We start from the raw sequence: 26,620 nt of genomic DNA, 5'->3' as shown, positions 1-26,620 counted from the left end.
GTGCCGGACGGCCGTCTTTCCCCTTCGGAATCCATGGATCAGATCAAACTTACGCAATTCTCCCACGGCGGCGGATGCGGCTGCAAAATCGCGCCCGCCGTGCTGTCGAAGCTGCTTGCGCATGCCCCCGCCGGGATCGTCCCGCCGGAGCTCCTCGTCGGCACCGAAACCGCCGACGACGCGGCCGTATACAAGCTCAACGAGCGTCAGGCCATCGTCGCGACGACCGATTTCTTCACCCCCATCGTCGATGATCCATACGACTTCGGCCGCATCGCCGCGACCAACGCGTTGTCGGATGTGTACGCGATGGGCGGACGCCCGATCATGGCGCTCGCGCTCGTGGGCATGCCGCTCGACAAGCTCCCGCCCGAAGTCATCGGCCGCATTCTCGAGGGCGGCGCCTCGGTGTGTCGCGACGCGGGCATCCCGATCGCCGGCGGCCATTCCATCGACGTGCTGGAGCCGATCTACGGCCTCGTCGGGCTGGGGGTGGTCGATCCCGCCGAGGTCAAGAAGAACGCCGGCGCGCAGGCGGGCGACGTCCTCATCCTGACCAAGCCGCTGGGCATCGGCATCCTCTCCGCGGGCCTGAAGAAAGGTCTGCTGGCGGATGCCGACTACGCAGAGATGCTGCGCTGGACGACGCTGCTCAATCGCGTGGGCGCACGCCTCGCCGGCATGGGTGGCGTGCATGCGGTCACCGACGTCACCGGCTTCGGGCTGGCGGGCCATCTGCTGGAGATCTGCCGCGGCTCGAAGCTCGGCGCGACCCTCAGTTTCGATGCGCTGCCGAAGATCGCCGCGGCCGAGAAGCTCGTGCGCGAGGGCGTCGCCACCGGGGCCTCGACGCGCAACTGGGCGAGCTACGGCGACGACGTGAGAATGGCGGCCGACGCGCCGGAGTGGCAGCGCAAGTTCATCACCGACCCGCAGACCAGCGGCGGCCTGTTGATCGCTTGCGCCGAGTCGGGTGTCGAGGCGGTGCTGGCGGCGATCCGCGCGGAGCAGGGCAGCGAGGGCCACGTCATCGGCCGCATGGTCGCGGGCGAGGCGGTGCTGCGCGTCGAATAAAATGTCGCCGGGCCGGGTGCGCCCCGGCCCGGCCGGCGTCTCAGCCCTTGAGCAGGCCCTTCAGCCCCTTCCAGACGGTCTCGAGGATCAGCGGCTGGGCCTCGGCGGTCGGATGGATGCCGTCAGGCTGGAAAAGATCCGGCTTGTCGGCGAAGCCGTCGAGGAGGAAGGGAACGAGGGGCACCTTCTCGCTGCGTGCGACCTCGGTGAAGGTCTGCTGGAAACGCCGCGTGTAGGCGGGGCCGTAGTTGGGCGGCAACTGCATGCCCACGAGCAACACTTTCGCACCCTTGCCGCGTGCCGCCTGGATCATGGCGCTGAGGTTTTCGCCCATGAGCGCGGGCTGCAGTCCGCGCAGGCCGTCGTTTGCGCCGAGCTCAAGGATGACGAGATCGGGCTTGTGCCGGTCGAGTGCCGCGCTCAGGCGCGTGCGCCCTCCGGCCGTGGTTTCGCCGCTGACGGAGCCGTTGATCACGGTATGACGGAACCCTTCGCGCACAAGTCGCGTCTGCAACAGGGTGGGCCAGTCTTCCTGCGACCGCAGGCCGTAGCCGGCCGACAGGCTGTCGCCCCACACGAGTATCGTTGCCGCCTGGGCGGCGCCCGACAACAGCATTGCAAACAAGAAGGTCACGATGGATCGTAGCGGCATTGAGTTCTCCGTTCCGGTGATGCAGGTCTCGGGCCTGTCCAAGAGTGTCGCACTGGCCGACGGCCAGGGGATGCTCCAGATTCTGCAGGATGTGTCGTTCGGCGTCGCGGCCGGCGAGTCCGTCGCGATCGTCGGCGCCTCCGGCTCGGGCAAATCGACCCTCCTCGGATTGCTGGCCGGGCTGGATGTTCCCAGCGCGGGCAGCGTGCATATTCTCGGCCGGGATCTGTTCGCACTCGGCGAGGACGACCGCGCGGGGTTGCGCGGCGAGGCGATCGGCTTCGTGTTCCAGGCCTTCCAGTTGCTGCCGGCGCTGACGGCTCTTGAAAACGTCATGCTCCCGCTGGAACTCGCCGGCGCCCGCGACGCCGCGGCCACGGCACGCAAATGGCTCGAGCGCGTCGGTCTTGGCAGCCGCCTGCGGCATTATCCCAAGCACCTTTCCGGCGGCGAGCAGCAGCGCGTCGCGCTGGCGCGCGCCTTCGCTCCCGATCCGCGCCTGCTGCTTGCCGACGAGCCCACCGGCAACCTCGACGCGGTCACCGGCGAAGCGGTGATCGAGCTGATGTTCGCGCTGAACCGCGAATCGGGCACCACGCTCATCCTCGTCACCCACGACGAGTCGCTCGCCGCGCGCTGCGACAGGGTCCTGCACATGCAGGCCGGGCGTCTCACCGAACCGGCGCTGCGGCCAGCCTGACGGGAGCGGGCGGGGTCAGGCCGCGGTGCTGGCAATGCGGCGCAGCACGCGCGAGGCCGCATTGATGCCGGAGCGCACGGCCGATTCCAGCGTCGCGGGGTAATCCGAATCGAGGTAGTCGCCGGCGAGCCACAGCCCCGGCACGGGCGTCTGCGCCCCGGGGCGCGAGACGGCGGGTTGGCAGGCAAAGGTCGCTCGCTTCTCGGTGATGACCTGCGACCACTCGAGTGGTGGCAGGCGCTGGTCGAGTTCCTGCTCGAGCTGTGCGTGCACGGCGAGCAGCAGATCCTCGCGCGAAAGCGCGTCGTGCGGCCCGTGCGCGCTGATGACGCAGGCGAGAAGGCCGTGCGGCCCGCCGAGCTGGCCGCGGTCGAAGGCCCACTGCGCGGGCCCGCGCGCGAGGCCGATCATCGGGTAGGGCAGGCGCACGGTCTGCCCGAGCGCGAGGTATACCGTGGTGATCGGCTCGCTCGGCAACGCGGCGATCATCGCCGACAGCCGCTCGCAGTTGCCGACGGAATCGAGCAGGGCTGTCGCATGGTGGGGCGCGGTCGCCAGGACGACCTGCGAATACACCTGTCGCGGCGAAGGGTCGCCCTCCAGGCGGAACCCGCCCTGCACCTGATGGATCCCCTCGACCGGCGTGCCGGTGCGCAGCTTGCCACGGCGCACGGCGAGGTAGCGCGCCGCAGGCACGGGGAAGAGTTCGGATAGGTCGACGCGCGGGATCAGCAGCTCGCTCGCCGCCGCGCCGGCGCCGAGGCTGTCGCGCAGCACGTTCGCGAACACCTGCGCGGAAGCCTCGTCCAGCGGCGTGTTCAGCGCGGCGACGCACAGCGGCTCCCACACCAGCCGGACGAGGTGCTGCGGTTGGCGCAGTTCGTGCAGCAGCGCCGCCACGCTTTGCGCGGAGTCGACACGGAAGCGCCGCTTTTTCAGCACGCGCATCAGGCGCAGCATCGCGAGCCGGTCGCCCCAGCTCAGCCCTTTCGCGGTAAGCAGGCCGAGCGCCAGATGCAGCGGGGCCGGCAGGCGGGCGGCTTGCAGATGCAGCTGCCCCGGCGTGTGCAGGGTGAGCGGCAGGTGGGCCAGCTCCTTCGGCGTGCCGCCGGTCACGCGCAGCAGGCGCAGCAGTTCGCCATAGGCGCCGAGCAGGATGTGCTGGCCGTTGTCGACGCGCCAGCCGTCCTTCGCGACCGCGCGTGCGCGTCCGCCGAGCGTGTGCGAGCGTTCGAACACGGTCACCTGCACGCCGCGCCGGGCGAGTTCGACCGCGCAGGCGAGGCCGGCGTAGCCGGCGCCGATGACCGCGACCGGTTGGTTCATCGCGGGCTGCGTCCCGTCATCATGCACGCACCCAGGTCTTGGCGGCGATCCACAGCTTGCGCACCGGCGTGAGCGAGGTGCGACGGTCGAGCACCAGGAAGCCGTCGCTGGCGATCTCGCGCAGCAGGGTGCGGTAGATCGCGGCCATCACCAGGCCGGGACGCTGGCTCTTGCGGTCGGCCGCGGGCAGCTGGGCGAGCGCCTGGTCGTAGAACTTCTCCGCGCGCTCGGCCTGGAAGGTCATCAGCGCGCGGAAGTTGTCGTCGTGGCGGCCTTCCATGATCTGGCTTGCGGGCACCTTGAAGCGCTGCAGGTCCTCGATCGGCAGGTAGATGCGGCCGCGGCGCGCGTCCTCGCCGACGTCGCGGATGATGTTGGTGAGCTGGAAGGCCATGCCCAGGTCGTGCGCGTACTTCAGCGTCTGGCGCTCGCGGTAGCCGAAGATCTCGGCGGCGAGGAGCCCGACGACGCTGGCGACGCGGTAGCAATAGAGCTGCAGGCCCTTGAAGTCGAGATAGCGGCTCTGCGTGAGGTCCATCTCCATGCCGTCGATGATTTCGAGCAGCTGTTCGCGCGGAAGGTTGAAGCGTGCGCTGACGTCCTTCAACGCGAACCCCACCGGGTGGCTGGGGGCCCCCCCATACGCCCGCGCCACCTCCTTGCGCCACCAGTCGAGCTTGGTCTGCGCGACCTGCACGTCGTGGCATTCGTCGACGACGTCATCCACCTCGCGGCAGAACGCATACAGGGCCGTGATGGCCTGGCGGCGCTCCGGAGGCAGGAACATGAAGCTGTAGTAGAAGCTGGAGCCGCTCTTGGCAGCCTTGTCGTGACAGTAATCGTGCGGATTCATCGGATTCTCGGGTAATGCACGGCGCGCCAGGCGAGTCGCGGCCAGTCGCTGCGGGTGAGGGTGGGGCGGTGCCGGAACACGTCGTAGTTCGCCTTCTCGATGCGTTCGAGAATGCGCAGGCCGCCCTGCACCATCAGGCGCAGCTCCCAGCCGATGCGTCCCGGCAGTTGCCGTGCGAGGGGCGCCCCTTCGACCATCATCGCCCGTGCACGTTGCACTTCGAAGTCCATCAGGGCACGCCATGCATCGTCGCAACGGGTGCTGTCGATATGGTCCTCGCTTACGCCGAAGCGGGCCATGTCGGCTTGCGGCAGATAGATGCGGCGTTTGCGCCAGTCGATCGCGACGTCCTGCCAGAAGTTGATGAGCTGCAGGCTCGTGCAGATGAGGTCGGAGCGACGCAGGTTATCCGGCGTCGCGGCGTCGTAGAGGTGCAGCAGCAGGCGTCCGACGGGATTCGCCGAGCGGCGGCAGTAGTCGAGCAGTTCGGCGAAGTCGGCATAGCGCGTCTTGCCGACGTCCTGGCTGAAGGCGTCGAGCAGGTCGCGGAAATACTGCAGCGGCAGCCTGTGGGCGCGGATGTTTCTCGCGAGGCGGGCGAAGATCGGCGCGAGCGAGGCATCGCGCGGGGGCTGCCCGGTGTCGATGGCGTTGAGCTCGATACGATAGTCATTGAGCCGCGCCAGGCGAGCAACGGGCGTCGCGTCGCCCTCGTCCGCGATATCGTCGGCACTGCGCGCGAACGCGTAGATCGCCTCCACGGGCTCGCGCAGGCGGGCCGGAAGCAGGAGCGAGGCGACAGGAAAGTTTTCGTAGTGGTCGACGGGCATGATCGGGGCGCCGCGAGTATACGCGAAGCCGCGTGCGTCGCAGCACGGCACGCCAGGGCAATCGCAGGAACCAAGCGCGGGGCCTCGCGTGAGAGCTGTCCTGTGGGAGCGGCTTCAACCGCGAAGCAACCGTGGCGCGGAGTGAACCGCTCGTTCGCGGCTAAAGCCGCTCCCACAGGGGCGTCGCCCCCTGGATGAGTCAGACCGCCTGCGCCTCGTCCGGCCCTTCGAGCGCGGGTGAGTCCTGGTTCACCGCCTCGAGCGGATAGCGCACCACGCGATTGCGGCCGCTGCGCTTGGCTTCGTAGCACGCCGCGTCGGCCGCAATCAGGATCTCCGATGGATCGGTGTGGCTGCCGTCGATGCAGGCCATCCCGATGCTGGCGCCGATCGAAAAGTGTCGTCCCTGCCATTCGAAATCGAACGAGGCGATGCTCGTGCGCAGTTCGTCCGCGATGTCGAGCGCGTCGGATGGGCTGCAGCCGCGCAGGATCAGCGCGAATTCGTCGCCGCCGATGCGGCAGATGATGTCCTGCTCGCGCACGCGCTGCTGGATGAGCAGCGCGATGCGCATCAGCAGGTCGTCGCCGGCGGCGTGGCCGCAGGTGTCGTTAACGATCTTGAAGCGGTCGAGGTCTATGAAGCACAGCGCCCCGTGATCGCCCGCCCTGCGGGAGGCCACGACGCACTCGTCGAGTTTCTGTTCGAAGACGCGGCGGTTCGGCAGGCCGGTCAGCGGATCGTGCTGTGCCTGGTATGCGAGCAGCGCGGTGGCGTCATCGATGCGCGACTGCAGGGTGCGGTGGCTCTCGGAGATCGCGCGCGCCATCGTGTTGAAGCCGCGCTCCAGAGTGGAGAGTTCCTGACTGGAGGCCTTCTCGGGAATCGCGACGTCGAGCGCGCCGAGCGCCATCTGCCCGACCCCGCGGACAAGGCGCGCCACGGGACGCGAAACGGAGCGCGCGAGCCGCACGGCGATCACCGCGGTGAGCAACAGGCCGAAGGCGACGATCGCGAAGGACGTCCAGATGATGAAGGATTTCTCCCGCGAAGAGGGGCGGGTGTCGAGCTCTACATGCACCCAGCCGATCGTGTTCGCCCCCTGCTGGGCGACGCCAGGCTGCCAGCCGTCTACAAGTTCGTCATCGATGGCGATGACGCCCGACTTGATGGGGGCGACCACCGCGAGCATGTCCGGGGCTGCGTGGCTGGTGGTGCTTTCCTCGATCTTGCGCAGCGCATCGGGTTCCAGCACGCTGATGCGCCCCCTGCTGGCGAGCAGTTCGCCGCGGCCGTCATATACCGCCGCCGCGCTCACTTCCCGCTGCGCCGTTGCAGCCTGCAGCAGCGTCTGGAGCGTGGCGCGATTGCCGGATATGACGCCGTACTCGGCGGCGGGGGCGAGGAAGCTGACGATCGCGTTGCCGTGCTCGTGCAGGGTGCGGTCCAGGGTCTGTGCGCCGCGATACAGCACCAGCGTCGTGACCAGCGTGGCGAGCAGCGCCGCCGGCAGCAGCGCCACCAGCAGCAAGCGGTTGTGCAGGGAAAGGCTGGCCGGGTTCATTGCGGCCTCCGCTTTTCGATTGCATCGACGAGCGCCGCTTCGTCCGGAACCGGGTACAGCAGCGAGCGTGCGACGTGGCGATTGACGCCGACACTGAAATATCGTGGCGCCTCAGCCACCGGGAGGTCGATGTGTCCCGCCCCTTGCTGCGCGACGAGCCATTCTCCCACCTGGCGAGCCGCGTCCTCCGGTGCCGTAAACACGGAGGCGATCGCTCCCGCGGTCACGTAGGCCTGCGAGTAGCCGAACAGCGGCTTGCGGTAGCGGTAGGTGGTGAGCAGGATCGGGCGCGCGGTCGCAGGACTGTAGGCGGTCGGGTCGGGCACCGCGAGAATTGCGTCTGAGGACTCCAGCAGGCGTTCGAGCGCAGGCAGAAGGCCGTCGACATCCGCGATGATCTCGAAGCTCATGGTCAGCCCCTGCCGGGCGCCGGATTCGGCGAGCGCGCTGCGCGTCGCGGCGGATTGCGGGCCGAGCAGCACGCCCACGCGGGTGGTCTTCGGGTTGGTCGCGCGGATCAGGCGCATGTGCCGGGCAAGGGGCTGGTCGAGCACGAAGCCGGCGAGCTTGGTGCGCGGATGCCGTTGCTGCAACGCGCGCAGGTTGGGTGTCGAGATGAGCGCAACCAGCACGGGGGAGGTGCTGCGATCGGCAACGGCGTCGGCCGCTTCGGCCCCCACGGCGATCACGACGTCGGCGCGTTTGAGGGCCGCCTCGTTGATCGAGTCACCGGTGCTGCCGGCATCGCTGAGGCGAATCGCTGCCGAGGTCGTGATTTCGCGGCTTAGCGCGGCCGCGAAGGCCGTCTGTGCGTCGCTCCGCTTCGACAGAACGATGGCCGCCTCGAGGGCGAACGCCGACCCGGCCGCCAGGGCCAGCGCCAACAAACCGAGTACGAGGAGCGCCAGTCGGTTCAGCATGTCATCCGTGGCCCGCGACAGCCGCCGCAGGGGAACAGGGTATCGTATGCTTGCGAGCGGACTCGCCCCGGACCGGCGTGTTCTTCCTCGTTGCGGAGGCTGTGCGCGAGGGGCTCGCGGCCCGGGTGGTGTTCGTCCGCGTCATGCGCGCCGGATATACTGTGCTGTTCAAATGGTGCAGCTTTCCATTTATGCCGTGTCGAGTCAATCCCGGATGTGCCCATCATAAGCCTTCGGGATTTGCATCGGGATTTGCATCGGGATCGCGCAGGCGGTGCCGGTCTGAACCATGGGCGGGGGAGCGGTCGGAATGCTGGAAATCGACGATCTGAGCAAGGGACTCGGGGCTGCCGTCGCGCGCGTGCTGTTCGAGGGGCTATCGTTGTGCGTGCGACGCGGCGAGTGTGTTGCCGTCATGGGCGAGTCGGGAGTAGGCAAGTCGACCCTGCTCAACTGCATTGCCGGGCTGGAACCGGTCGATGGCGGGAGCATCCGTCTCGACGGAACCGAACTCGTCGGGCTCGACGACGACGCGCTGGCGGGACTGCGCCGGCGCAGCTTCGGCTTTGTTTTCCAGGCCTTCCACATCCTCCCGCACCTTGACGTGGCGCAGAACGTCGCCCTGCCGCTGTGGCTGCTCGACGCCGATGACGTCGAAGCCGACCGGCGCGCCCGGGCGATGCTGGAGCGGGTCGGACTCCTCGACCGAGCCGGCGCCTGGCCGCGCGAGCTTTCCGGCGGGGAGCTGCAGCGCGTCGCGATCGCCCGCGCGCTCGTCCATCGGCCCTCGCTCGTGCTCGCCGACGAACCGACGGGCAACCTCGATCCCGGGCGCGCGGCGGGGGTGCTCGACCTGCTGCTGGAGTGCATCCGCGACGCGGGGGCGATGGGTATCCTCGTGACGCACTCGCGTGCGGCAGCCTTGCGCGCCGACCGTATCCTGCGCCTGACCACGGGGGGCCTCGCGCCCGACGGCGAACGCACGTGAGTCGGGTCCTCGGCCGGATCTTCATCGCCAGCCTCGCGCGTCGCCGGCTCGCAACGGCATTGTCGCTGTTCGCGATCGCGCTCGGTGTCGCCCTCGGCCTGGCCGTGCAGATCATCCATGCTGCGGCACTCGACGAATTCGGTCGCGGCATGCGCTTGCTTGCCGGCGAGGCGGACCTGCAGGTAGCCGGATCGCGCGAGGGCTTCGATGATGCGCTGTACGGACCCCTCGCGATGCGCGAAGAGGTGGCCGATGCCAGTCCTGTCGTGGAACTCGAGGTCCGTCTGCCGTCGCATGGCCGCTCGCTTCCCCTCTTCGGCATCGATGCCCTGCGGGCGGCGCACGTCCATCCGGCCCTGATGCCGCAGGCCACCGAGCCCGGGCGTGAAGGGGCCGCCCTCGCCTGGCTGCAGCCCGATGCGCTGTTCCTGAGCCCCGCCGCCCAGGCCGAACTCGGCGTCGCGGTTGGCGACCGGCTGGATGTCGTGGCTGCCGCGCGGGTCGTATCGCTGCACGTGGCCGGCGGGGTCCCCGGCGCGCGGCAGGGGCGGGCGCTGGCAGTCATGGATATCGCCGCCGCGCAGCAGCTCTTCGGGCGGGTGGGGCGCATCACGCGCATCGACCTCAGCCTGAAGGAAGGCCTCGATGTTGCCGCCGCACGCGATGCGCTCGCGGCCGGCCTGCCCCCGGGCGTCGAAGTGCTCACCCCGAGCGCCGCCGAGGAACTGGCGGCAGGACTCTCGCGCGCCTACCGCGTAAATCTCACGATGCTGGCCACGATCGCCCTCGTCACCGGCGGCTTCCTCGTCTTTTCCACGCAGTTCCTTGCCGTGGCCCGCCGTCGCCAGGAATTCGCCTTCCTGCGCGCGCTGGGACTGGATCGTGGCTCGTTGATGCGCGGATTGCTGGTCGAAGGTGCCGTCGTCGGACTCGCGGGCGGCCTGCTCGGGATCGTTCTCGGGCATGGGATCGCGGTCGTCGCTTTCGCAGTCGCCGGCGGCGATCTCGGTGCGGGCTACTTCAGCGCGCTAAGCCCCGCGCTGCGCTTCGATCCGGTGGCAAGTGGCGCCTACCTCCTCCTGGGTGTTCTCGCCGGGCTGGCGGGTGCATGGCAGCCGGCGCGCGAGGCATGGCACATGCTACCCGCGCTTGCGCTCAAGTCCGGTGACGAAGCCGCGATGTTCCGCTTCCGCGCGCACCCGCGCAGCGCATCCGCCTGTCTCGCAGGCGCTGCGGCGCTATGCCTGCTGCCGTCGCTCGGCGGGGTGCCGGTATTCGGCTACCTCGCCGTCGCCCTTATCCTGGTCGGCGCCGTGCTGGTGCTGCCCATACTCGTGCGGGGCTTTGCGCGCATCGCTTCCCTCCTGCGCCGGCCCCTCTGGCGACTCGCGAACGCTCGTCTTGCGGCCGCGCCCGGGCAGGGCGTCGTCGCCGGCGCCGGGGTGGTCGCGAGCGTCGCACTCGCCGTCGCCATGGCGATCATGGTTGCCTCCTTTCGCGATTCGGTCGATCGCTGGCTCACCGCCGTGCTGCCTGCCGATCTCTATGTCAGCGCGTCCCCGCAGGGCACCAGCGGCTTCCTCGACCCGGCCGTACTGGGGCGGATCGCTGCGCTCCCGGGCGTGTCGCGAACGATGCCCTTGCGCTTCGATACCCTGCGCCTCGACGACCGGCGTCTTCCCGTGGTCCTGATTGCACGCCCGCTGGACGGCGGCAAACTGCTCCCGCTGGTTGGCCTGGCGACGCCGCCCGCGGCGGGGGAGATGCCGGCGTGGGTATCGGAAGCGATGGCCGACCTCTTTGCCGTCGCGACGGGTGACGCCCTCGTCCTGCCGCTGGGCGGGAAGTCCGTGACCTTCCGCGTCGCCGGCGTGTGGCGCGATTACGCGCGGCAACAGGGTGCGGTCGCGATCGAGCTGGCGGACTACCGTGCGGTGACCGGCGACCTCGTTGCGAACGACGTCGGCGTCCTTCTTGCCGAGGGCGCATCCTTCGATACGGTCGCCGCCGCGGTCCGCGACATCGTCGGCGAGAACACCGTTCGGATTGCGAGTCCCGGGGAGATTCGCGCCCGCAGTCTCGCCATCTTCGATCGCACCTTCCTCGTTACCTACGCGATGGAGGCGGTCGCCGTGCTCATCGGACTGTTCGGCGTCAGCACCAGTTTTGCGGTGCTGGCGATCGCCCGGCGCAAGGAATTCGGGATGCTGCGTCATCTGGGGATGACGCGCCGCGAGGTCGGCCGGCTGATCACGCTCGAGGGCGTGCTCACGGCCGCGGCAGGGACCGCGCTCGGCCTCGCGGCGGGTACCGCGATTGCGGTCGTTCTGATCGAGGTCGTAAATCGCCAGAGTTTCCACTGGAGCATGGACTTGACGCTTCCAATCGGCGGCTTGCTGGCTTTTGCCGTCACCGTGATCGCGCTTGCGGGGATCGCCGCGCGCGTTTCCGGCTACCAGGCGATGCGCGGTACGGCCGTGATGGCCGTGCGGGAGGACTGGTGATGGACTGGAGGTGCTTCGCGCATGCCCTTGCGTTCGCCGTGTGCGGAGTGCTTGCCGTGCCTGCGGCAGACGCCGCGCCCGACTACCCGCCCGTGCTGCCCGGCGCAACGCTGCGCTTTCCGGCGGACGGCGGCGCGCATCCGGACTACCGCACCGAGTGGTGGTACGTCACCGGCTGGATCACCGACGACCGGGGTGTCGAGCGCGGCTTCCAGGTCACCTTCTTCCGCGTCCGCACCGGCATCGGCGAGGACAATCCGAGTCGCTTCGCACCACGCCAGCTCGTGCTCGCGCACGCGGCGATCGCCGATCCCGCCGTGGGGCGTCTGCTTCATGCCGAGCGCAGCGAGCGCGAACTGGAGCCGCTGGCCGGCGCCGAGACGGGCGCGACGGGGGTATGGATCCGCGACTGGCAACTCGCATGGGGGCAGGATCATTATCGCAGCCGTGTTGACGCCGGATCCTTCGCCTTCGACCTGCGATTCGACCCCTCCGGCCCGCCCGTGCTCAACGGCGACAAGGGTTTCAGCCAGAAAGCCCCTGATCCGAAGCATGCAAGCCATTACTACAGCCGCCCGCAGCTCGTGGTCAGCGGGTCGCTGCGCGTGGATGGCAACACCGTCCCGGTGAAAGGGCGGGCCTGGCTCGACCACGAGTGGTCCAGCGAGCTGCTGCCCGAGGGCGCGCGGGGCTGGGACTGGATCGGCATCAACCTGCACGACGGCGGTTCGCTGATGGCCTTCCGCATGCGCGACGAGCGCGGCGGATCCATGTGGTCTGCCGGCACGCTGCGCGCCGCCGGAGGCGCGGTGCGCGCCCTGCAGCGGGAGCAGGTGGCCCTGACACCCCAGCGGCGCTGGCGCTCGCCCCGCACCGGCGCCGAGTACGCGGTCGAATGGGTGATCGACATCGACGGCCGCCGCCTCGAGCTGCGTCCCCTGATGGACGATCAGGAACTCGACAGCCGACGTTCGACCGGCGCGGTGTATTGGGAAGGCGCCGTGCGGCTGTTCGAGTCTGGTCGCGAGATCGGACGCGGTTACCTCGAGATGACCGGCTACGCCGAACGCCTGAGGATGTGAGGCCGTGTATAATGCGCCCGCCGCTGCAATGGCGGCAGCCCGCTCTGCGGGTACGGCGGGGCCCAAGTGGCGGAATTGGTAGACGCACCAGATTTAGGTTCTGGCGCCGCGAGGCGTGGGGGTTCGAGTCCCTTCTTGGGCACCATACGGCGTGATCGCAGTGCGTGCGGAGTCGGTCTTCGCACGGTGGATGCGGTACTTGGCCGCGTCAGCCTTTCATTGCCGGGCATCGTTTCCTGCCGACCGCGTAGCGGAAGTTACTGATACCGGAGAAAGGGGCTCCTGCCGCACCTTTCCGCATTCACGGATTACGCAATGACTAACGCGCAGTGGTTTCTGCTGGTGGGCGGCCTTTTGCTCGCGATGGGCCTGACTTCGTCGGTCCTCAAGCGCTTGCCGGTCACCAGCGCGATCATCTACCTCGCGGTCGGCGTGCTGGTCGGGCCGACCGTGCTGAACCTCTTCCATTTCAATCCGCTCAAGGAATCGGCGCTCCTCGAGATCCTCACCGAGGCGGCAGCACTGATCTCGTTGTACGCTGCGGGCGTCAAGATGCCCGTTCCGGTCAGCATGGCGAGGTGGCGCAAACCGGTGCTGCTCGCGTTCGTGTCGATGGCAATCACCGTCGGCCTGGTGGCCGTCTTTGCGCATTACGCGCTGGGGCTGCCGCTCGGCGCCGCGATCCTGCTTGGCGCGATCGTCGCGCCGACCGATCCGGTGCTGGCGACCGAGGTGCAGATTCGCCACCCGGGTGACCGCGACCGCCTGCGCTTCACGCTGACCTGCGAAGCCGGCATGAACGACGGCAGCGCGTTTCCCTTCGTGATGCTCGGTCTAGGCCTGCTCGGGCTGCACGAACTGGGCGAGATGGGCGCGCGCTGGCTGCTGGTCGACGTGGTGTGGGCAACCGCTGCCGGCATTGCGCTGGGTGCGGTCGCCGGCGCCGGCCTCGCCCATCTGGCGCATCGGCTGCGCAGCAGCCGCGCCGAGCACGGCCTGCTCGACGACTTCCTCGGGCTGGGCCTGATCGCGCTGGTGTATGGCCTCAGCCTGCTGATCAGTGTGTGGGGCTTTCTCGCGGTGTTCTTCGCTGCCGTCGCGCTGCGCCAGACGGAGCGCAAGCTCGTGGGCGCCGGGCCGGACGTCCCGGACCGCCTGCTGGCTTATGACAGCCCGGAAGGCGGTGAAGCTACCCCCGCTGCGACGGTCAGCGAGGGCTCGCTGGTGTTCAAGGAACACCTCGAGCGCTTGTCCGAGGTGGTGCTGATCCTGCTGATCGGCGGGACCTTGTTTGTCGACTCGTGGAGCTGGCGCGCCGTGTCACTGGCGCTGTTCCTGTTCCTCGTCGCACGTCCCGTGAGCGTGTTCGTCGGCTTGGCGGGCACGCGAACGCCCTGGAATGCGAAGGCGCTCGCCGGCTGGTTCGGCGTGCGCGGGATCGGTTCCCTCTACTACCTGATGTACGCCATCCAGCACGGCCTGCCGGAAAAGCTGGCGCTCGAGCTGATCCACATGACACTGATCGTCGTCACTCTGTCGATCCTGTGCCATGGGATCAGCGTCAAGCCGCTGATGGAGCGTTTCTGGCCGGAACGCTGATCACTGAGCCGGCTTGGGGAGCGGCGCGTACTCGATCGGCACCCAGGCGTAGACGCCCTTGCCGTCTGCGCGCACGTGGCCGATACCGGGGAAGGGTAGATGCATGCCGGCCACCAGCGTCTTGCTCGCCGCCAGCGAATACATCAGGCTGCGGCGGGTCGCCACCGCCTGGGTCTGGTCGAAGTCGAACTCGATCGACACGCCGGGCAACGCGAACTGTACCGCATGCGAGTGCACGATGTCGCCCCAGATCAGCAGCTTCTGGCCGGCCGACTCGAGGGAGATGGCGCTGTGGCCCGGCGTATGGCCGTAAGCCTTCACCGCACGAATGCCCGCGGCGATCTCGGTGCCGTCGGCAAAGGTGCGCCACTTGCCGCGTGCCTGGTAGGGAGCCGCGACTTCGCGCGCCATCCTGAAGAAATCCTGCATCTCGGGTTTTGCGGCGGCAGCAGCCTCGGGCGACAGCCAGAAGTCGTTGTCGAGCACCGACACGTACACGTTGGCGTTCGGAAAGACCGGGGGAGCCGCCGGATCGCCGAGGCCGCCGATATGGTCGGGGTGCATGTGGGTCAGGATGATGGTGTCGACCTGCGCGGGGTCGTAGCCGGCCGCCCTCAGGTTGTCGACGACGAAGCCGAGCGTGGGCCCGAAGAGCTTGGCCGCACCGGCATCGACGAGGATCAGGTTGCCGCCGGTGTTGATCAGGTAGGCATTCACCGCGGTCTGCATCTTCGGGTTGCCGACGAAACCGCGTGCCAGCATCCGGCTGATGTCTTCCGGTTCGGCGTTCTTGAGCAGCTTGGTGTCGAGCTCGATTGCGCCGTCATACAGGGCGGTGACCTCGAACTGCCCGACCATGGTCCGGTAGTAGCCCGGAACCTGGGTCTTCACCATGGGGGCTTCCGCCAGCGCCGGTGCGGCCGGCGCAAGGGCGAACAACGCGGCACTCACGGCGAGAATTCGCTGGAGGCTCTTGTACATGGAAATTCTCCTGTCGGTTGGGGCGATGAGCGCGTCATGGAGAATAGCGCAAAACGCGCTCATCGCGAGGCGGGCTGCTCCGGCAGCCCGGCGGCGATGCGGATCAGCGGGTGATCGGTTTGTAGCGGATGCGCTTGGGCTTCGCGCCTTCCTCGCCCAGACGCTTCTTCTTGTCTTCCTCGTATTCCTGGTAGTTGCCCGCGAAGAAGGTCCACTGCGAGTCGCCTTCGGCCGCGAGGATGTGCGTGCAGATGCGGTCGAGGAACCAGCGGTCGTGGCTGATGATCAGCGCGCAGCCGGCGAACTCGAGCAGCGCGTCTTCCAGCGCGCGCAGCGTCTCGACGTCGAGGTCGTTCGACGGTTCGTCGAGCAGCAGCACGTTGCCGCCGGAAATCAGCGTCTTGGCGAGGTGCAGGCGGCCGCGCTCGCCCCCGGACAGGTTGCCGACGATCTTCTGCTGGTCGCCACCCTTGAAGTTGAAGCGGCCGATGTACGCGCGGCTGGGCATCTCGAAGCGGCCCACGGTGAGCACGTCCGCGCCGTCGGAGATGGCCTCGAACACCGTCTTGTCGTTCGCCAGCCCCTCGCGCGACTGGTCGACCGCCGCCAGCTTCACGGTCGAGCCGATCGTGATCTCGCCCGAGTCCGGCTTGTCGCGGCCCTCGATCATCTTGAATAGCGTCGATTTGCCGGCGCCGTTGGGACCGATCACACCGACGATCGCGCCGGGCGGGATGCTGAAGCTGACCTTGTCCATCAGCAGCTTGTCGCCGAAGGCCTTGGTCACGCCGTTGAATTCGATGACCTTGTCGCCGAGGCGCTCGCCGGGGGGGATGAAGATCTCCTGCGTCTCGTTGCGCTTCTGGTATTCGACGGTGGCCATCTCCTCGTAGCGTGCAAGGCGGGCCTTGGATTTCGCCTGGCGGGCCTTCGGGTTCGAGCGCGCCCATTCCAGCTCGGTCTTCATCGCCTTCATGTGCGCGTCGATCTGCTTCTGCTCCTGCTCGAGGCGCTCTTCCTTCTGTTCCAGCCACGAGGAGTAGTTGCCCTTCCACGGGATGCCGTGGCCGCGGTCGAGTTCGAGGATCCACTCGGCGGCGTTGTCGAGGAAGTAGCGGTCGTGCGTGACCGCGACGACGGTGCCGGGGAAGCGGGTCAGGAACTGCTCCAGCCATTCCACCGACTCGGCGTCGAGGTGGTTGGTCGGCTCGTCCAGCAGCAGCATGTCGGGCTTGGACAGGAGCAGCTTGCACAGCGCCACGCGGCGCTTCTCGCCACCGGAAAGATTGCCGACGACCGCGTCCCACGCCGGCAGGCGCAGCGCATCGGCGGCGATCTCCATCTGGTTCTCGATGTCGGAGCCGGCCGTGGCGAGGATGTTCTCGTACTTCGCCTGTTCCTCGGCGAGCTTGTCGAAGTCCGCATCGGGCTCGGCGTAGGCGGCGTAGATCTCTTCGAGCCTCACGCGGGCCTCGACGATCTCGCCCAGGCCGGATTCGACCTCTTCCTTGACGGTCTTGGTTGGATCGAGCTGCGGTTCCTGCGGCAGGTAGCCGATGCGGATGCCCGCGAGGTGCTGCACGTCGCCCTCGTATTCCTTGTCGGCGCCGGCCATGATGCGCAGCACCGTCGACTTGCCCGAGCCGTTCAGGCCGAGCAGGCCGATCTTGGCGCCGGGGAAGAACGACAGCGAAATATCCTTGATGATCTGCCGCTTCGGCGGCACGACTTTGCTCACGCGGAGCATCGACATTACGTATTGGGCCATTGGGTCGCTTTCTGTTTCGGTCGAACCGATATGATGAAGTGCGCAAAGGATACCTCAAGCCCGCCACCGCTTGCGCTGTCGTGGAAGTGAGAAGGAATCACGCGCCGCCGGTCGTGCTGGCCGTTATCATTTTGTTACATGATGACGGTGTGGGTGCGTTGCTGTGACCCGCCCCAGCTCCGGATGGATCGCGAAATGCACGATGCCGAAGTTCAGCGTGCCGACACCGCACCGATGCGTGCCTGGTCGCCGTGGGGGGGCGTATTCATTGCAGTGGCCCTCGCTTGCTCGATCGGTGCAGCGGTGGTCGTCTGGCGCCACCTCGGACAGCGGCATGACGAGCAGGTGCGCGTGCATCTGGCGAGCCATTCCGCTGAAGTGGTCCTCACGGTCCGGGAGCGGTTCCAGTCCTATCGCATGTTGTTGCGCGGCAGCCAGGCATTCATGCGATCGCGCGCCGAGCTCGACCTGCTTGCCTGGCGGACCTACCTGCAGCGACTGTCCTTCCAGGAAGACTTTCCGGGCGTGCAGGGGATCGGATTCGCCCAATCGATCCTGCCGGGCCAACTCGAGGCGCACACGCGGGCCATGCGCGAATTCGCGCGCGATGACTACCGGGTTTGGCCCGAGGGGCAGAGGGCGTTGCTGAGCAGCATCGTCGTGCTGGAGCCGGCTGACTGGCGCAATGCCCGCGCGATCGGATACGACATGTATTCCGAGCCGGTCAGGCGCGCGGCGATGGACCGGGCCGTGCATTCGGGTGATGCTGCCCTGAGCGGGAAGACGGTTCTTGTCCAGGAAACGGAGGCGGACGTGCAGGCGGGCGTTCTGCTCTACATGCCGCTGTTCGCGGACGGAATGCCGGTCGCAACCGATGCCGAGCGCTGGGCAGCGCTCCGGGGATGGGTCTACATGCCGTTCCGCATGGCGAGCCTGATGCGCCAGATGCTGGACCAGCATCCAGGGCAGATCCGCATGCAGGTGTTTGACCGCAGCATCGCAGCGGAAGCCCTGCTTTACGACAGTCATGCCGGGATGCCCGAATCCGCTTCCCATCCGGTCAGTGTCGAGCGTGTGTCACTCGGCGGGATCGAATGGATCATCCGGCTACATGCTCTGTCGTCCTTCGATGCCGAACCTGATATTCGTCAGGCCGAATTCGTATCGGTCGTGCTGGTCGGTGTGCTGCTGGTGGTGGCAGCGCTGTTCTTCGTTGTCACCCGCGAGCGGGCAACCCGTTTGGCGCGGACGACCGAATCGCTGCGCCGCAGCGAGGCGAAATACAGCACGCTCGTGAACCTCGCGCACGACGGCATAGCGGCAACCGATGCGGAGTTCAGGCTGACCTTCGTCAATCCGGGATTCATCGAGCTCGTCGGGCGCGAAGAGTCAAGTTTGATCGGACTGGCGCTCGATGAGTTGTGGGCCGAAGGTGGTGGCGAAAGCCGCGACGCCATGCTCGCCCGCCTCGGCGAGGGGGAAAGCAGGCACTATGAGGTCCGACTGACGCGCGGAGACGGCAGGCAGTTGACGGTCCTCGCCTCGCTGGCGCCGCTCAATGACGGTTGGGGGCAAATGAAGGGAGCCATCGCACTCCTGTCGGATATCACCGAGCGCAAGGAGGCGGAGCGGCGCATTGCCCACATGGCCACGCATGACATTCTGACCGGCGCCGTGAATCGGCTGATGTTCGGCGAGCTGCTCGGTTATGCGCTCGTGCAGGCGCGCCGCTCGGGGCATCGCTTCGCGCTGCTGTTTGTCGATCTCGACCGCTTCAAGCAGGTCAACGACGATCTTGGACATCATGTCGGCGACATGCTGCTGTGCGAGGCCGTGCGGCGCATGCAGGGTTCGATCAGGTCGTCCGACGCGCTCGGACGGCGCGGTGGTGACGAATTCGTCGTGTTGCTGCCTGAAATCAGTGCCGACACGGATGCCGAGATCGTCGCGGAGAAGATCCGCAGCGCGCTCGAAAAGCCGTTCACGTTCGAGGGCCGCGAAGTGCGCATTTCGTCGAGCATCGGGATTGCGCTCTATCCCGAGGATGGCAAGGACGAGCACGAGCTGATGTGCCGTGCCGACGAGGCCATGTACCGGGCGAAACTCGGCGGGCGCAATCGCGCATGCCGGGTGCGTTAGCGGCAGCGGGCCTCAGCCAACGGCAACCAGCGCGATCAGGTCACCCTCGTCGATCAGATCGCCTTCATCGACCTTGACCTCAACGATGGTGCCGGCGCGGGGCGAGGGGATGTCCATCGCGGTCTTGCCGGTTTCCAGGACGATCAGCGGTTCGTCGAAGCCGATGCGTTCGCCGGCCCGCACGAGCACGCTCTGCACGAAGACATCCTCGGTCCGGCAGTTGCCGCAGCTGTCCCAGCATTCCGGAAATTTCGGCATGCGGACCTCGACGACTTGGGCCGCCGCCGTCATCGCTTGCCGGGCGCAGTCGAAACGGCGTCGACGAACATCACCGACTGGAAGGTGCGCTTGAGCAACTTGCTGTAGAACTGCGCCATGGTCACGCCTTCGTCGAACTGCACCATGTCGCCACGCATGATGTTCATCCGCGCGGTGGCGATCCAGTAGCTCTTCCCGCCCTCGTCGACTTCGATGTAGGTGTACTCGTTGGCGTCGATGGAATCGAGCGCGACGCCGGTGCGGCGCAAGGGAGCGGACTGGTCCACTCCGGGTCGGATCAACTGCATCGCCGCGCCCGGCGAGGGATGCCCCGGTGGCGGAGCGGAGTGGGCTGCGGGGGGCGCCATGGCCAATAGCGCCGCCAGCACCGGGAGTGACAAACGTGCGGCGGCGTACACAGAGGACACGACCGTCCGGCGAGGGAGTTCCATGCTTCGATCCGGCTTGCTGCGAGTACATGGAAGTGTACTCCTGCACGGCCGCTTGTGCATGCAGCTTGTTGTGCCCCGACGTAACGGTCACATATTTGGCATTAAGTGCCGCTGCCCGCTCATTTCTCCACGAATGCACGCTCGATCACGTAGTCGCCCGGGTCACCGATGTGCTTCGAGATATGGAAGCCGCGCGAGTCGAGCAATTCGCAGCAATCCTTGAGCATTGCCGGGCTGCCGCAGATCATTGCGCGGTCGACGCCGGGGTCCAGCTCGGGCAGCCCGATGTCGCGGAACAGCTTGCCGCTGTTGATGAGGTCCGTGAGGCGCCCCTGGTTCTCGAACGGTTCGCGCGTCACCGTGGGATAGTAGATGAGCTTCTCGCGCACGAACTCGCCGAAGAATTCGTGCTGGGGCAGTTCGTGGGCGATGAAGTCGCGATACGCCAGCTCTGATACGGTACGCACGCCATGGATGAGCACGACGCGCTCAAAACGCTCGTAGGTCTCGAGATCCTGGATCACGCTCATGAAGGGAGCCAGTCCGGTGCCGGTCGACAGCAGGTAGAGGTGCTTGCCGGGCTTGAGGTCGTGCAGCACCAGAGTGCCCGTGGGCTTCCTGCTGACAACGATGGGATCTCCCTCCTTCAGATGCTGGAGACGCGAGGTCAGGGGGCCGTTGGGTACCTTGATGCTGAAGAATTCGAGGTGCTCCTCGTGGTTCGGGCTCGCGATGCTGTATGCACGGGTCAGCGGGCGGCCCTCGACCTCGAGTCCGATCATCACGAACTGGCCGTTCGTGAAGCGCAGTGCGCGATCGCGGGTGGTACGGAAGCTGAACAGGGAATCGTTCCAGTGGTGCACGCTCAGAACGCGCTCGGTTGCCAGGTTGCTCATTTCGGGTCTTGCTCCGCTTCGATGTCCGATGGAGCGATTCTAGTGAGTGGCGCTAAGCTGATGCGTGGATAATCTGGATAATCAATATCTATTGAATCGATATGAAGCACACCCTCCGGCAGCTCGAAGTCTTCGTCGCGACGGCACGCGCAGGCACCGTGTCGAAGGCCGCCGAACATCTCGCAATGTCGCAGTCTGCGGCGAGCAGCAGCCTCGCGGAATTCGAACGCCAGTTCGACGTGCGCCTGTTCGATCGCGTCGGCAAGTCGCTGCGCCTGAACGAGCTTGGTCAGCGCCTGCTGCCACGTGCGGTCGAACTGCTGGCGCGCGCCGAGGACATCGAGGATCTGCTCCAGGGCGGCATGGGCTTCGGCAGCATGAGGATCGGCGCGACGCTCACGATCGGCAACTATCTCGGCACCCTGATCGTGGCCACCTTCCTGCAGCGCCACCCCGAGAGCCGCATCCACCTGAGCGTGCATAACACGGCGACCATCGTCCAGCAGATCGCCGGCTTCGAGCTCGACATGGGCATGATCGAGGGCAGCTGCCACCATCCCGATCTCGAGGCCGTCCCGTGGCTGCACGATGAGCTGGTGGTGTTCTGCGCACCCTCGCATCCGCTGGCGAGCGCGCGGCGGGCAAGCCTGGACGAACTGACGCGCCAGCCGTGGATCCTGCGCGAAATCGGATCCGGTACGCGGGAAACCTTCGATCACGCCATGCGCCATGTCGCGGCGCGAATCGACGTGCGCCTGGAACTGGAGCATACGGAGGCGATCAAGCGTGCGGTCGAATCAGGGCTGGGGATCGGCTGCATTTCACGTCTCGCGCTGCGGGAGGCATTCCGGCGCGGCAGCCTGGTGCCCGTCGATACGCCGGAACTGGACCTGCAGCGCTCCTTCCATTTCCTCTGGCATCGCCAGAAGTTCACCACGCCGGGCATGCGTGCCTTCATTGCCCTGTGCCGAGAGATGACTGCGGGGGCACGCACCAGCGACGAGATTCCGCTCGCCTATATCCCCTGAGCCTTCGGGCCCGGAGCCGTGCCGGTGCGGCTGCAGACGTGAAAAGGGCGCCATGCGGCGCCCTGATTGCTCATGCGGGCCTGTGTGGCCTCACCCGGCCTGTCCCGCCGTGCCGCCGGAGCTGCTCGCCAGAGCCTTCGCCGGCTCGGCCTCGGGCATGTACGACGCCACCTGGCAGGCGATGGAGGCGAGATAGGGCACGCATTGCAGCGCCAGGATGCCGACCCACAGCTGCACCTCGAGATCGTCGTAACCACGCTGCAGCACCAGCACGGCGCCGCCCAGCACCAGAGCGACCAGCAGGCCGATCTCCTCGCGCAGCGGCGAGAAGAACGCGAGGGTGCCCTTGTCCTTCCAGCCCTTCGGGGTGCGGACGAATTCGCCGCGCCGCTTGACGAGCCCCGCGAACACGCCGCGCGCGATCGCATGCGCGAGCCCGACCGACAGTATCGAGGCGCCGAGGATGTCCTTCCACGGGGCGTCCATGGTGCGTCGGTAGAGGATCGGTCCCAGGCCGGCCTTGAACGCCATGAAGGCGAGGATGGGAATCGCCAGCGAGGTCACGGGCAGGCCGAAGGCCTTGGGGTAGAACAGGATGCCGACGGTCCATGCCAGGCTCGCGAACGCGAACACGAGCTGCAGTGCGTCGCCCAGCCACGCGAACCAGCCCGTGAGGAAGTGGTAGCGCTGGGCGAGGTTGAGCCGGCTCGGGCCGACCATTGCGGGCAGGTGGTGCTTGAGGATCTGCATCGCGCCAAAGGCCCAGCGGAAGCGCTGGCTCTTGATCGCCGGGAAATCCGCCGGCGTGAGGCCACGGCCGAGGATGTGGTCGACGTAGCGGGTGTCGTAGCCCTTTTCGATCAGGCGCAGACCCAGTTCGGTGTCCTCGCAGATGCACCATTCCGACCAGCCGCCGACGTCGTCGAGCGCGAGGCGGCGCACGAGGGTCATCGTGCCATGCTGGATCAGGGCATTGCGCTCGTTGCGGTGGTGCATGCCGATGCGGAAGAAGCCGTCGAACTCCCAGTTGCACATGCGGCGGAAGGGGTGCGTTTCCCAGTCGCGGTGTGCCTGCGGCGCCTGCACGACGGCGACTTCCGCGTCGTCGAAGTGCGGGATCAGGCACGACAGCCAGTCGGGCGACACGACGTAGTCGGCATCGACGACGCCGACGACTTCCGCGCGCGGGTCGGTCTGGCGCAGGCCGAAGTTCAGTGCGCCGGCCTTGAAGCCCGGCCAGTTGTCGAGATGGTAGAAGCGGAAGCGCGGCCCCAGCTCGGCACAGCGCTTCTCCAGCGGCTTCCACAACGCCTCGTCCTTGGTGTTGTTGTCCAGGACGAGGACCTCGAAATTCTGGTACTTCATGGCCGCAAGGCTGTCGATGGTCGCGATGACCATCTCCGGCGGCTCGTTGCAGCAGGCGAGGTGGATCGAGACGAAAGGCTCCTTGTCCGCATCGTGCGGGGGCAGGGGCAGGAAGCGGCGATTCCACTTGCGCTTGAACAGCACCTCCCCGAACTCGAAGCCGTGCGACAGCAGCACCGCGATCGTCAGCACCGTTGCGCCGATGAGCATCGCGAGGCCGATGAGGTCGCGCTGCGTGAGGTAATAGTCGGCCGGCACGTTGATGCCGATGACCAGCGTCGCGGCGCAGGCTTGGACCAGACTGGCAAGCCACAGGCGCCCGATCACGCTCCAGTCGCGCAGGAAAAAGGCGATCAGGAACATTGGCAGGAAGGCGATCAGCCCTGCGGTGCGTGCCTTGTCGTGCCAGCGCACGTCCTTCACGACGAGGCCGTCGAGTGCGAATTTCTGGTGGCGGTCGGCATTGAACATGCCCCAGTACGCGCCGGCCCAGCCTTCGATCTCGATCTTCCACGGCTGGTCGATCGCTTCCATGATGTAGTAGTCGAGCGTGGCCGAGCGCGGATGGGCGAGGAACTCGCGGATGAAGCGCGCCTGGTTCTCGGCGGAGGCGACCCCCTTCGTATCCCCGCCGCCCAGGCTGTCCATGACCGGACCGCGGCTTGGCCAGCCGATTTCGCCGATGACGATCTTCTTCTTGGGGAAGTGTTTCACGAGTTCGTCGTAGCGCATCAGCGCGTAGTCGACTGCGTTCTCGACCGGCACCCCCTCGTGGTAGGGCAGCAGATGCACGGTGATGAAATCGACGCTGTTGGCCAGTTCCGGATTCTTCAGCCAGACGTGCCAAGGCTCCGCGGTCGACACGGTCTTCTTCGAGCGCTTGAGTGCCTTGCGCGCCTTGTCGAGGTGGACGGCAAGTTCCTTGACGGTCAGGTCGCCACGCAGCAGGACCTCGTTGCCGACGATGACGCGGTCGACGTGGGAGTACTTGCGTGCCGACTCGATGACTGCGTCGACTTCCTTGGCGTTGCGCTCCTCGTCGGGGCCGATCCACGCACCGGCCATCACGGTCAGCTTGCGGTCGAGCGCGAGCGGAACGATGGCGGGGGTCTCGAGGCTGCCGTAGGTGCGGATGTGCTCGGCGGACTGGGCGAGCAGATCGAGGTCGCCGCCGATCTCGGCGTCGCTCGGGTAGATGCCCTGCAGCGGGTTCTGCTCGCGCTGGTAGGGGCTGTAGGCGTATCCGTGAATGCTGTTGGCGGCGCCGACGAATTCGGTGCCGCGGTTCCAGCGTTCTGCAATCAGGTACTGCGCGCCGGCGACGATTCCGGCAATGATCAGAGCTACGACAATTCGGTAAATCAGCGAAGCCGCGTTTTTCATCAGGATCAATGTCCCTCGAGGACTGCATCAAACACCGCGGTGCCTGCCCCCGACGGGCGAGGCACCGGGCCTTGCGGTGCAATAAAATACTTCCGGCTATGCCAGAATCGGTGCATACGGGCCCGTACAGCCGTTGGCCGCGGAGTTTATGCGCTTTTTCTTCTGCTTAGCAAAGAGATTGTGGGTTAATTTGCAACACGTTTCAGCCTCGTTTTCGGGGCTTTGATTAATAAGGAAAAAGGCGTTGTCGGGAGAGGAAATGCGGCGGGGTGGTGGTATTGCCGGTCTGGTCGGGGTGAGTGCGGTCGTGTTGGCGGCGGTCCTGCTGTTGCGGTATGCGGTGCTGGAGGCGGGGGCATTTCCGGCTGACTGCAAGCCGCTGTTTGCCGACGGTCCGGAGGGGCTGTGTCTGGTGAAATGGGCCCTCGTCCAGGCCTTCATGCAGCAGCGCCTCGGCTGGGTGAGTCTGGCGCTGGGCGTGGTCGCCTTCGCCTCCGGCCGTCGCCCCGCGGCGTGGGCCGGTTGGTTGAGCGGAATTGCGGGGCTCGTGCTCTACAGTTTCGATTACGCGGCAGTCGGCGCGATGCTGTCGTTACTGGTTCTTGCGCGCAATGGCGCGCAGGCACGGGGCGGCAAGGAACAGTCCCGTGGCGAGCCACGCGACGGCCTGCGGGTTGAAGGGTTCCGGTAACCAGCGGCCTGCGACGCACACGGCGATCACGAGACCGCACACCTTTTCCTCTACGCCGAAGCGGTTCGCCGCCCACCATCCGGTGACGCCGAACACGAGGGTCGGGACGAGGTAGAGGAACACCGGGAAGTCGCGGTAGCGCGGGTCGGCGAACAGCAGCAGGGCCGCGACCGCCGCGGCGAACAGCAGGACGCCGCGCAGCAGTCCCAGCCACTTCCCGGCGCCGAGGTGGGCCGGGCCGCCGGTGCGAAGGGCTGCCCAGGCCTCGCCCGCGGTGCAGATGGGCGTGGCGCCCGGCCAGCGCGCAGCCGCCGGGGCGGCCAGCAGGCCGAGGACGCCGATGCTGCCCAACAGCCACCATTCGAAGGTGTCGCGCCAGGCGAGCTGCGCATGTTCCCAGCCGAGAACCGCGGCGAGCCCGCCGACCGCGCCGGTTGCAGCCAGCGCGGCAAGCCGTGCCGGCGTCCCGCGCGTGCCGAATGCCAGCAGCAGGCACAGGGTCGCCCCGAGTGCGGCGCCTGCGAGCGGTGCAGCAAGGCCGGAGCGCTCGGCGACCGGGCCGGCGAGGGGGAATTTCGGACTCAGGTCGGTGCCGAGCATGCCCCAGAAGCCGCCGACCGTGCCTTCGAGGCGGCGCTTCCACGGCTGGTCGATGGCCTCGATGAGATTGTAGTTCCAGCCCTTTTCGTGCGCGACATGCACGAATTCGCGGATGTAGCGGGCCTGATTGACCTGGGACGGCTCCGAGCCCTGGCGCTGGCGACCGGCGCTGGGCCAGCCGGTCTCACCGATCATTAGCGGCTTGTCGAAGTGCTTGCGGACCTCGTCGAACACCTCAGCGACGTGCACAACGGCACGGTCGATCGCGACCGGATGGTCTTCCCAGAAAGGGAGGATGTGCACGGTGACCCAATCGACTGACTCCGACAGCTTGGGGTGCTGGAGCCAGAACTCCCAGACGTCGGCATAGGTCACCGGTACCGTCGCGCGGGCGCGTGCATACTCGATCAACTCGCGCATCTCGGACTCGGTCCGTTCGCGGCGCAGCAGCACCTCGTTGCCGACGATCAGGACGCGGACGACGTCGGCGTACTCGTTGGCCAGCGCGATCGCGTGGTCGAGCTGCTTCATGTTGCGCTTGGCGTCGGCATTGACCCAGGCGCCCAGCAGCACCTTGAGGCCCACTTCGCGCGCGACTGCCGGCACCTGGTCCAGCCCCTGGTCGACCGAATAGATGCGCACGCACTCGGTGATCTGCGCCAGTGCGGCGAGGTCCGCGGCGATCTGCTCGCGCGAGATCACGAGCTTTTCGTCGAAGGGCGTCTGGCCGGGAAGCCGATAGGGGGCGTAGGAGACGCACTTCAGTCGTTCGCCGTCCGCGAGCTTGAGATCATGCATCGGCACCGGCCGGGTCTGCTGCACGAGCATGATGCCAAGGACCAGCAGCACGATCAGGGCCGAGGCGAGCAGGCCGAGCCAGTTGCGGTCGTTCGGCGTGGACGGGGCGTGCATTGACATGGAGATGCGTGGGGCTCGTGTGGCGAAGGTCGAAAAAAAGCCACGCCGA

22 protein-coding genes and 1 tRNA gene are annotated in these 26,620 nt (G+C 67.1%); 10 read left to right on the top strand and 13 right to left on the bottom strand.

Annotated elements, in window-relative coordinates:
* The first annotated feature begins 33 nt into the window (after window positions 1–33).
* Complete coding sequence (gene selD / locus GO615_RS03010) at window positions 34–1,074, top strand: selenide, water dikinase SelD (protein WP_169125565.1); 1,041 nt, start codon at window positions 34–36, stop codon at window positions 1,072–1,074.
* A gap of 40 nt (window positions 1,075–1,114) precedes the next feature.
* Here the strand turns inward: selD and GO615_RS03005 are convergent, their stop codons facing one another.
* Window positions 1,115–1,726 carry an arylesterase gene (locus tag GO615_RS03005; RefSeq protein WP_169125564.1) on the bottom strand — a complete coding sequence of 204 codons (612 nt, stop codon included), beginning with the start codon at window positions 1,724–1,726 and terminating at the stop codon, window positions 1,115–1,117.
* On the opposite strand from GO615_RS03005, the gene GO615_RS03000 reads away from it, so the two are divergent.
* The gene (locus GO615_RS03000) at window positions 1,710–2,426 is read left to right on the top strand and encodes an ABC transporter ATP-binding protein (RefSeq protein ID WP_169125563.1); all 717 of its coding nucleotides are present in this window, start codon (window positions 1,710–1,712) and stop codon (window positions 2,424–2,426) included. The genes GO615_RS03005 and GO615_RS03000 overlap by 17 nt on opposite strands.
* Before the next feature lie 15 nt (window positions 2,427–2,441).
* Here the strand turns inward: GO615_RS03000 and hpnE are convergent, their stop codons facing one another.
* From hpnE to GO615_RS02975, 5 genes are all read right to left on the bottom strand, one after another.
* Window positions 2,442–3,752 (bottom strand): hydroxysqualene dehydroxylase HpnE, encoded by a 1,311-nt coding sequence (hpnE, locus tag GO615_RS02995; RefSeq protein ID WP_169125562.1) that lies wholly within the window; start codon window positions 3,750–3,752, stop codon window positions 2,442–2,444.
* A gap of 19 nt (window positions 3,753–3,771) precedes the next feature.
* Window positions 3,772–4,605: a presqualene diphosphate synthase HpnD gene (gene hpnD / locus GO615_RS02990; RefSeq protein WP_169125561.1), complete on the bottom strand. Its 834-nt coding sequence runs from the start codon at window positions 4,603–4,605 to the stop codon at window positions 3,772–3,774.
* Complete coding sequence (gene hpnC / locus GO615_RS02985) at window positions 4,602–5,435, bottom strand: squalene synthase HpnC (protein ID WP_169125560.1); 834 nt, start codon at window positions 5,433–5,435, stop codon at window positions 4,602–4,604. Before hpnC ends, hpnD begins: the two co-directional genes overlap by 4 nt.
* A 199-nt stretch (window positions 5,436–5,634) precedes the next feature.
* A complete protein-coding gene (locus GO615_RS02980) occupies window positions 5,635–6,999 on the bottom strand; it encodes a sensor domain-containing diguanylate cyclase (protein ID WP_169125559.1) in 1,365 nt (454 codons plus the stop codon).
* Window positions 6,996–7,919 (bottom strand): ABC transporter substrate-binding protein, encoded by a 924-nt coding sequence (locus GO615_RS02975; RefSeq protein WP_169125558.1) that lies wholly within the window; start codon window positions 7,917–7,919, stop codon window positions 6,996–6,998. Before GO615_RS02975 ends, GO615_RS02980 begins: the two co-directional genes overlap by 4 nt.
* Window positions 7,920–8,229: 310 nt before the next feature.
* Here GO615_RS02975 and GO615_RS02970 point away from each other — a divergent pair, with 310 nt between their 5' ends.
* The 5 genes from GO615_RS02970 (at window position 8,230) to GO615_RS02950 (ending at window position 14,092) form a co-directional block, all read left to right on the top strand.
* Window positions 8,230–8,907, top strand: a complete 678-nt coding sequence (locus GO615_RS02970; RefSeq protein ID WP_169125557.1) for an ABC transporter ATP-binding protein — start codon at window positions 8,230–8,232, stop codon at window positions 8,905–8,907.
* Window positions 8,904–11,411, top strand: a complete 2,508-nt coding sequence (locus GO615_RS02965; RefSeq protein ID WP_169125556.1) for an FtsX-like permease family protein — start codon at window positions 8,904–8,906, stop codon at window positions 11,409–11,411. The genes GO615_RS02970 and GO615_RS02965 overlap by 4 nt, the downstream gene beginning before the upstream one ends.
* Window positions 11,411–12,493: a lipocalin-like domain-containing protein gene (locus GO615_RS02960; RefSeq protein ID WP_169125555.1), complete on the top strand. Its 1,083-nt coding sequence runs from the start codon at window positions 11,411–11,413 to the stop codon at window positions 12,491–12,493. Before GO615_RS02965 ends, GO615_RS02960 begins: the two co-directional genes overlap by 1 nt.
* 60 nt (window positions 12,494–12,553) lie before the next feature.
* Window positions 12,554–12,638 (top strand) — tRNA-Leu (locus tag GO615_RS02955).
* 170 nt (window positions 12,639–12,808) lie between these two features.
* Window positions 12,809–14,092, top strand: a complete 1,284-nt coding sequence (locus GO615_RS02950) for a cation:proton antiporter (protein ID WP_169125554.1) — start codon at window positions 12,809–12,811, stop codon at window positions 14,090–14,092.
* Here GO615_RS02950 and GO615_RS02945 read toward each other — a convergent pair whose 3' ends face one another.
* Both GO615_RS02945 and ettA read right to left on the bottom strand, forming a co-directional pair.
* Window positions 14,093–15,073 (bottom strand): MBL fold metallo-hydrolase, encoded by a 981-nt coding sequence (locus GO615_RS02945; protein WP_169125553.1) that lies wholly within the window; start codon window positions 15,071–15,073, stop codon window positions 14,093–14,095. It lies immediately after the preceding gene.
* Between the two features lie 103 nt (window positions 15,074–15,176).
* The gene (gene ettA, locus GO615_RS02940; protein ID WP_169125552.1) at window positions 15,177–16,841 is read right to left on the bottom strand and encodes an energy-dependent translational throttle protein EttA; all 1,665 of its coding nucleotides are present in this window, start codon (window positions 16,839–16,841) and stop codon (window positions 15,177–15,179) included.
* 195 nt (window positions 16,842–17,036) lie between these two features.
* Here ettA and GO615_RS02935 point away from each other — a divergent pair, with 195 nt between their 5' ends.
* Complete coding sequence (locus GO615_RS02935; protein WP_169125551.1) at window positions 17,037–18,980, top strand: sensor domain-containing diguanylate cyclase; 1,944 nt, start codon at window positions 17,037–17,039, stop codon at window positions 18,978–18,980.
* A gap of 12 nt (window positions 18,981–18,992) precedes the next feature.
* Here GO615_RS02935 and GO615_RS02930 read toward each other — a convergent pair whose 3' ends face one another.
* From GO615_RS02930 to GO615_RS02920, 3 genes are all read right to left on the bottom strand, one after another.
* Window positions 18,993–19,271 carry a biotin/lipoyl-containing protein gene (locus tag GO615_RS02930; RefSeq protein WP_169125550.1) on the bottom strand — a complete coding sequence of 93 codons (279 nt, stop codon included), beginning with the start codon at window positions 19,269–19,271 and terminating at the stop codon, window positions 18,993–18,995.
* The gene (locus GO615_RS02925; protein WP_169125549.1) at window positions 19,268–19,690 is read right to left on the bottom strand and encodes a hypothetical protein; all 423 of its coding nucleotides are present in this window, start codon (window positions 19,688–19,690) and stop codon (window positions 19,268–19,270) included. The genes GO615_RS02930 and GO615_RS02925 overlap by 4 nt, the downstream gene beginning before the upstream one ends.
* A gap of 119 nt (window positions 19,691–19,809) precedes the next feature.
* Window positions 19,810–20,586 (bottom strand): ferredoxin--NADP reductase, encoded by a 777-nt coding sequence (locus tag GO615_RS02920; RefSeq protein ID WP_169125548.1) that lies wholly within the window; start codon window positions 20,584–20,586, stop codon window positions 19,810–19,812.
* A 101-nt stretch (window positions 20,587–20,687) separates the two neighbouring features.
* Here GO615_RS02920 and GO615_RS02915 point away from each other — a divergent pair, with 101 nt between their 5' ends.
* Window positions 20,688–21,614: a LysR family transcriptional regulator gene (locus GO615_RS02915; protein ID WP_169125547.1), complete on the top strand. Its 927-nt coding sequence runs from the start codon at window positions 20,688–20,690 to the stop codon at window positions 21,612–21,614.
* A 90-nt stretch (window positions 21,615–21,704) separates the two neighbouring features.
* Here GO615_RS02915 and GO615_RS02910 read toward each other — a convergent pair whose 3' ends face one another.
* Window positions 21,705–24,362: a glycosyltransferase gene (locus tag GO615_RS02910; RefSeq protein WP_169125546.1), complete on the bottom strand. Its 2,658-nt coding sequence runs from the start codon at window positions 24,360–24,362 to the stop codon at window positions 21,705–21,707.
* Window positions 24,363–24,606: 244 nt separating this feature from the next.
* On the opposite strand from GO615_RS02910, the gene GO615_RS02905 reads away from it, so the two are divergent.
* A complete protein-coding gene (locus tag GO615_RS02905; protein WP_246262120.1) occupies window positions 24,607–25,053 on the top strand; it encodes a hypothetical protein in 447 nt (148 codons plus the stop codon).
* Here the strand turns inward: GO615_RS02905 and GO615_RS02900 are convergent.
* Complete coding sequence (locus tag GO615_RS02900) at window positions 24,955–26,571, bottom strand: glycoside hydrolase family 17 protein (protein WP_422614278.1); 1,617 nt, start codon at window positions 26,569–26,571, stop codon at window positions 24,955–24,957. The genes GO615_RS02905 and GO615_RS02900 overlap by 99 nt on opposite strands.
* Window positions 26,572–26,620 lie beyond the last annotated feature (49 nt).

Source organism: Aromatoleum evansii, from assembly GCF_012910805.1.
Taxonomy (GTDB): Bacteria; Pseudomonadota; Gammaproteobacteria; order Burkholderiales; family Rhodocyclaceae; genus Aromatoleum; species Aromatoleum evansii.
The sequence above is the reverse complement of the archived record's forward strand: the minus strand, read 5'-3'. Positions and strand labels throughout refer to the sequence as shown.

What these genes read in the sequence shown, in the direction of transcription:
- hpnD (WP_169125561.1), bottom strand. Translation starts at nt 4,605, where the DNA reads ATGAATCCGCACGATTACTGTCACGACAAGGCTGCCAAGAGCGGCTCC.
- GO615_RS02900 (WP_422614278.1), bottom strand. Translation starts at nt 26,571, where the DNA reads ATGTCAATGCACGCCCCGTCCACGCCGAACGACCGCAACTGGCTCGGC.
- hpnC (WP_169125560.1), bottom strand. Translation starts at nt 5,435, where the DNA reads ATGCCCGTCGACCACTACGAAAACTTTCCTGTCGCCTCGCTCCTGCTT.
- GO615_RS02920 (WP_169125548.1), bottom strand. Translation starts at nt 20,586, where the DNA reads ATGAGCAACCTGGCAACCGAGCGCGTTCTGAGCGTGCACCACTGGAAC.
- GO615_RS03000 (WP_169125563.1), top strand. Translation starts at nt 1,710, where the DNA reads ATGGATCGTAGCGGCATTGAGTTCTCCGTTCCGGTGATGCAGGTCTCG.
- GO615_RS02945 (WP_169125553.1), bottom strand. Translation starts at nt 15,073, where the DNA reads ATGTACAAGAGCCTCCAGCGAATTCTCGCCGTGAGTGCCGCGTTGTTC.
- ettA (WP_169125552.1), bottom strand. Translation starts at nt 16,841, where the DNA reads ATGGCCCAATACGTAATGTCGATGCTCCGCGTGAGCAAAGTCGTGCCG.
- GO615_RS02980 (WP_169125559.1), bottom strand. Translation starts at nt 6,999, where the DNA reads ATGAACCCGGCCAGCCTTTCCCTGCACAACCGCTTGCTGCTGGTGGCG.
- GO615_RS02930 (WP_169125550.1), bottom strand. Translation starts at nt 19,271, where the DNA reads ATGACGGCGGCGGCCCAAGTCGTCGAGGTCCGCATGCCGAAATTTCCG.
- GO615_RS03005 (WP_169125564.1), bottom strand. Translation starts at nt 1,726, where the DNA reads ATGCCGCTACGATCCATCGTGACCTTCTTGTTTGCAATGCTGTTGTCG.
- GO615_RS02960 (WP_169125555.1), top strand. Translation starts at nt 11,411, where the DNA reads ATGGACTGGAGGTGCTTCGCGCATGCCCTTGCGTTCGCCGTGTGCGGA.
- hpnE (WP_169125562.1), bottom strand. Translation starts at nt 3,752, where the DNA reads ATGAACCAACCGGTCGCGGTCATCGGCGCCGGCTACGCCGGCCTCGCC.
- GO615_RS02915 (WP_169125547.1), top strand. Translation starts at nt 20,688, where the DNA reads ATGAAGCACACCCTCCGGCAGCTCGAAGTCTTCGTCGCGACGGCACGC.
- GO615_RS02910 (WP_169125546.1), bottom strand. Translation starts at nt 24,362, where the DNA reads ATGAAAAACGCGGCTTCGCTGATTTACCGAATTGTCGTAGCTCTGATC.
- GO615_RS02975 (WP_169125558.1), bottom strand. Translation starts at nt 7,919, where the DNA reads ATGCTGAACCGACTGGCGCTCCTCGTACTCGGTTTGTTGGCGCTGGCC.
- selD (WP_169125565.1), top strand. Translation starts at nt 34, where the DNA reads ATGGATCAGATCAAACTTACGCAATTCTCCCACGGCGGCGGATGCGGC.
- GO615_RS02925 (WP_169125549.1), bottom strand. Translation starts at nt 19,690, where the DNA reads ATGGAACTCCCTCGCCGGACGGTCGTGTCCTCTGTGTACGCCGCCGCA.
- GO615_RS02970 (WP_169125557.1), top strand. Translation starts at nt 8,230, where the DNA reads ATGCTGGAAATCGACGATCTGAGCAAGGGACTCGGGGCTGCCGTCGCG.
- GO615_RS02950 (WP_169125554.1), top strand. Translation starts at nt 12,809, where the DNA reads ATGACTAACGCGCAGTGGTTTCTGCTGGTGGGCGGCCTTTTGCTCGCG.
- GO615_RS02935 (WP_169125551.1), top strand. Translation starts at nt 17,037, where the DNA reads ATGCACGATGCCGAAGTTCAGCGTGCCGACACCGCACCGATGCGTGCC.